This is a genomic window from Actinomyces polynesiensis (assembly GCF_000820725.1).
Classification (GTDB): domain Bacteria; phylum Actinomycetota; class Actinomycetes; order Actinomycetales; family Actinomycetaceae; genus Pauljensenia; species Pauljensenia polynesiensis.
Map to the genome: position 1 here is coordinate 1 of NZ_CCXH01000202.1, position 4,497 is coordinate 4,497.

6 protein-coding genes are annotated in these 4,497 nt (G+C 73.2%); 1 reads left to right on the top strand and 5 read right to left on the bottom strand.

Annotated elements, in window-relative coordinates; all coding sequences use genetic code 11:
* The 3 genes from TA90_RS08600 to TA90_RS08610 all read right to left on the bottom strand — a co-directional run.
* On the bottom strand, positions 1–458 hold a 458-nt coding region (locus TA90_RS08600), incomplete at its 3' end, for a DNA glycosylase AlkZ-like family protein (protein ID WP_043535797.1).
* Positions 458–853 carry a winged helix DNA-binding domain-containing protein gene (locus TA90_RS08605; RefSeq protein WP_043535798.1) on the bottom strand — a complete coding sequence of 132 codons (396 nt, stop codon included), beginning with the start codon at positions 851–853 and terminating at the stop codon, positions 458–460. The genes TA90_RS08605 and TA90_RS08600, both read right to left, overlap by 1 nt.
* A 20-nt stretch (positions 854–873) precedes the next feature.
* The gene (locus TA90_RS08610; RefSeq protein ID WP_043535799.1) at positions 874–1,878 is read right to left on the bottom strand and encodes a hypothetical protein; all 1,005 of its coding nucleotides are present in this window, start codon (positions 1,876–1,878) and stop codon (positions 874–876) included.
* Between the two features lie 165 nt (positions 1,879–2,043).
* Here TA90_RS08610 and TA90_RS08615 point away from each other — a divergent pair, with 165 nt between their 5' ends.
* Complete coding sequence (locus tag TA90_RS08615) at positions 2,044–2,667, top strand: FMN-dependent NADH-azoreductase (RefSeq protein WP_043535800.1); 624 nt, start codon at positions 2,044–2,046, stop codon at positions 2,665–2,667.
* Positions 2,668–2,717: 50 nt separating this feature from the next.
* Here the strand turns inward: TA90_RS08615 and TA90_RS08620 are convergent, their stop codons facing one another.
* Both TA90_RS08620 and TA90_RS15160 read right to left on the bottom strand, forming a co-directional pair.
* Positions 2,718–3,506 carry a sulfite exporter TauE/SafE family protein gene (locus tag TA90_RS08620; protein WP_082031584.1) on the bottom strand — a complete coding sequence of 263 codons (789 nt, stop codon included), beginning with the start codon at positions 3,504–3,506 and terminating at the stop codon, positions 2,718–2,720.
* Between the two features lie 139 nt (positions 3,507–3,645).
* Positions 3,646–4,497, bottom strand: an 852-nt coding sequence (locus TA90_RS15160; protein ID WP_187120122.1) for a hypothetical protein, incomplete at its 5' end; no start/stop codon positions are given.

Sequence of the window (4,497 nt, forward strand, 5' to 3'; positions counted from 1 at the left end):
GACCGGTCCTCGTCGGCACTGCCGCCGGGGCCCGTGCCCGTGGGCACCCACCACGGGTTCCCGGGCTGCTCGCGGGTGCCCTCGACACGGGTGCGCCGGACCTCCCCGAGCTCCTCCAGCCTCTCCAGGGCGCCCACGGTGAGACGGCGCGGGGTGCGGAACCAGTCGGCGACCGTCGTGGTGCGGGCGATGCCCAGACCCCGCACCGCGGTGCGGGTCAGCTTGAGCACGGCCTCGGCCGGTGGGGGCACGGGGACCTCGGACCAGTCCTGCCACAGGGTGGTGGGATCCGCCAGGAGACGCTGGAAGCCGGAGTTCCGCCCGACCCCCACCAGACGCCTCGAGTGGAAGGCGTGGAGGGCACAGGTCTCGAGCACGTGGCGGAGGTGGGGGTCCCCCTGCGCGAACTCGTCGGCGACGCCGAGCGCGGTCGAGGGGGACTCGGACAGACGTGCCATCACCTGCTCGAGGCCTCCTCCCACCCGGGCTCCGACATGTGTGCCGCACGGGACCCCCACAACCCCTCACGTGGGAAGGCCGCGATGAGCCGGGCGACCTCGGGAGTGACGACGGCGGCCTCGTGGGCCCACTGCTCGACCAGGAGCGGCGGGCCGGTGGGCGGCGGTGTGGTGAGCAGGTCCGGGGGGAGCGGTCCGAGGCGGGAGAAGAGCACCATGTCCTGCGCGCGGGCGAGGACGTTGACGGAGTCGAGCTGGACGTACCACAGTCGCGAGACCACCTCCACGCCCCGGCGGACCGCCTCCGCGCGGCTGCGCGCACGGGCACCGCGGGGGTCCGCGAGACCGGCAGCGGACACGGCCACCCCCCGCGCCGTCGAACGTGTGTACGACATGGAAGCAGGCTAGCAGGTGGTCACCGCACCTCCGGGCGTTCCACCCCGGAGGTGCGCAGGACCCTGCGCAGCACCTCGAGCGTGTGCGCAGCGCCGCCCTCGTCGGGGCCCGCACTCCCCCCGACCTCCCCGCGTCCACCCGCCGCCCCTCCTCCGTCGAGTGGCAGCGTGACGAGGTCGTCGGGCCAGGGGCGCACCCAGCCACGCGGCCGTGGCCACCACACGGGACCGTCCACCCCGGCGCGGGCGAGGGCGAGGACGAGCTGCGGGCCGCGGGGGTGCCGGAAGGCGGCACAGAAGTGGGCCCCCCGTGGTTCCACGGGGGTGAGCCCGAGTTCCCGGAGGCCGTGGTCGAGCGCGCGGGCCGTACGCCGATGTGCGTCGACGAGTGCGGGGAGGTCGAGACCGTCGAGCATCCCCAAGGAGCAGGCGGACATCGACACCGGGGAGAGCTGGTCGTCCATCAGCTCCTCGGCCCGGTCGTGGTCGCCCGCGAGCCAGGTGCGTGTGACCTCCTCGTCGAGGGCGTCACGGGTGAGGTCGGGGAGGGCGCTCCGCGTCAGGCCGGTGACGAACGCGCCGTCGGGCAGACCGGTCAGCTTGCGGAGGGAGACGACGACGTGGTCCGCCTCGAGGTGGGGCGCCCGCGGCCAGGTGTGCGTCGCGTCGACGACGAGGGTCGCCCCCGCGGCGCGCGCCCGGGTGAGCACTCCGGCGAGGGCGGGGGAGGGGGCGGCACCGAAGGTCTCGCAGTGGAGGACCGCCCAGGACGAGGGGTCGGCCGCGACGGTGCGGGCCAGGTCCTCCGGGTCGGTGAGCAGGTCGGGCCCGACCCGGACGTGGGCGACGTGCATCCCCTCCAACTGGAAGGGGGTGAGCATGGTCAGGCAGTGGTGGTCGGGCACGGCGACCTGGTGGACCCCATGCTCCCGGAGGTGCCGTGCGACGAGTGCCAGGGCGTGGCGTCCCAGGGCGAGTGGCAGGGCGCCGTCGGGGAGGGCCTGCACTGCCGGGGTCTCGTCCACGCACACATTGTCCGCCCGGGCGGAGGGGGATGGACGTCCCCCCAAGGTCCCTGCGGGTGCTGGGATGCTGGGTCTAGTCTCATGTGCCGGGCCACATGGGCCACGAGACCGCCCCGGACAACCGGTCCGGGAGCGGGACCGGGACGGAAGAGGACGGGGCACAGCATGACGAGGTTGCTGGTCGTCAGGGCGCATCCGCTCGACGCGGGGACGTCGAGGACGATGCGACTCACCGACGAGTTCGTGGACGCGTACCGGCGGTCCCACCCCGAGGACTCCGTCACCGACCTGCACCTCTACGAGGTCGCGATCCCCGAGATCGACCTCGACCTCCTCAGTGGGTGGCACTCATTGAAGGCAGGGACCCCCTTCGTGCACCTCGACCAGGTCGAACAGGTCAAGATCACCCTCTTCAACCACTACACCGAGCAGTTCATGGAGTCCGACAAGGTGGTCATCGCGAACCCCCTGTGGAACCTCCAGGTCCCCACCCGGCTCAAGGCGTGGATCGACACGATCTCCGTGGCGGGTGTGACCTTCAAGTACAACCAGGAGGGCGAGGGCGTGGGCCTGGTGCGCGGCAAGCGCGTGGCGCACATCCAGACCGCAGGTGGGGTCTTCAACGGTCAGGACCCCGCCAGCGCCTATGTCCGCACCCTCTTCCGGTTCCTCGGGGTGGAGGACTTCCACGAGCTGCGGGCCGAGGGCATGGACCACGACCCGGCCAACGCCGATGACATCATGGCAGCGGCCTCGCGGCGGGTGGTGGAGCTCGCCGAGCAGTTCTGAGTGCCCCCGGCCGCCCCGACCCCGCCGCCCCGACCCAGGGCGGCCGCTGCTCAGGCGGCGAACTCCTGGATACCCAGACGCAGCAGCAGCGCGCACACGACGACGATCAGCACGGCACGCACGAACCGGCTGCCCAGGTGCACGGCGGTGCGTGCCCCCAGGTAACCGCCGAGCATGTTGGCCACCCCGATGGTGACCCCCAGGCGCCACTCCACCAGGCCGAGCGGGGCGAAGTACGCCAGGGCCCCCAGGTTCGTCGCCGCGTTGACGATCTTCGTCGTGGCAGTGGCCCGCAGGAAGGTGGTCCGTGCCAGCAGGACGAGGCCCAGGACCAGGAAGGAGCCGGTGCCCGGTCCCATCACCCCGTCGTAGAAGCCGATGACCGCCCCGAAGGGGACGGTGCGGGCCAGGACGACCCCGGCCGGTGGCGGGTCGACCTGGTCGTCGGTCCCGACACGCGGTCGGGCCACGGTGAAGACGAGGACGGCGACGAGGGCGACGAGGATCACCGGGGTGAACACCTCGGTCGGCAGGTGGTTCGCCACCACCGCCCCTCCCATGGACCCGAGGAACGCCACCCCGGCGACGGGGAGCGTCGTGCGCAGGTCCGGACGGACCCGGCGGTAGTAGGTCGTGGCGCTGGTCAGTGTGCCCATGACGGAGCCGACCTTGTTCGTGGCGAGCGCATGGACGGGGGCGAACCCGGGCACCAGGAGCAGTGCGGGGAGCTGGATCAGCCCGCCCCCGCCGACCACGGCGTCCACCCAACCGGCGAGCAGTGCGGCAAGGCACAGCAGGACGGGCACCCACCAGGCGACATCCGCGATTCCGTCGAGCACTCGTCAAAGCTAGGTGGTGTGCGCGCGGCGTGCCAGCATGTCCACGCGGCGCCCCCGCGTGGGGGGCGCCGCCTGCGGCCACCGGGGTCGACCGTGCGCACGGGGTCACCGGACCGTGGCGCCTCCGGACCCGTGGCGCTCAGGCCCGCAGGGTGACCGCGGTGATGTCGGGGCTGCACAGGGTGAGCAGCGTGGCGGCGTTGAAGGCGGCGAGGGTCGCCACGATCGCCGTACGTGGGACCGGTGGGGGATCCGCGCGGTCCAGGTAGAAGTCCGCGACCCTGTCGAATGACCAGATGTCCAGGACGAATGCCTGCGGGTCGGTCCCGATGCCCGGGGCTGCGGCCAGGTGGCGGGCGATCGAGGGCACGTCCACGCTGGTCCCGGTCACCGCGTTGGCCACGACCGCCACCTCCCGGTGGTGTCCGTGCATGACGGGCAGGGGTGACTGTGCGTATCCCGAGACCACCCCCGCGATGCTGTCCCCGTGGGGCAGGGTGAGGGCCAGGGCGCCGCACCGCCCACCGATCTCCTCGGGCACGTCCGCCGGGTCGATGCCCCACTGCCGCAGCAGGGCATCCACCCCTGCCGGGTGCTGGCCGAGCAGGGCGAGCACGGTCCCCAGGGAGTCGGCCGCTCCGCACCCGCAGTCCCCGCCACCGGCGTGGTCGTCGGTGTGGGAGGAGACGGGGAGACCGGCGTCCCGGAGCGCGGCGCAGGTCAGGGACAGCCATGCCGGCGTCCAGGTCTGGAGCTCCTCCCCCATGCGTCCCGGGGTGAGCAGTGCCATCCCGTCGGCGGTCTGTCGCCGCGACGACGGCTCGGGTGGTTCAGGTCGGTAGACCTGGGTCAGGAGCAGGTCGACGATCCACGTGGACAGCGTGCCCCCGGCGAGGCGGGCGACGGCGGGGGTGCGCGGCGGCGGGAGTCCCCCCTCCGTCGCGTCCGAGGGCGCCGGACACACCCCGGCTGCCGCGGTGGGCGCGGCGCC

Coding starts and splice junctions, on each gene's coding strand:
- TA90_RS08605 (WP_043535798.1), bottom strand. CDS start 853: ATGTCGTACACACGTTCGACGGCGCGGGGGGTGGCCGTGTCCGCTGCC.
- TA90_RS08615 (WP_043535800.1), top strand. CDS start 2,044: ATGACGAGGTTGCTGGTCGTCAGGGCGCATCCGCTCGACGCGGGGACG.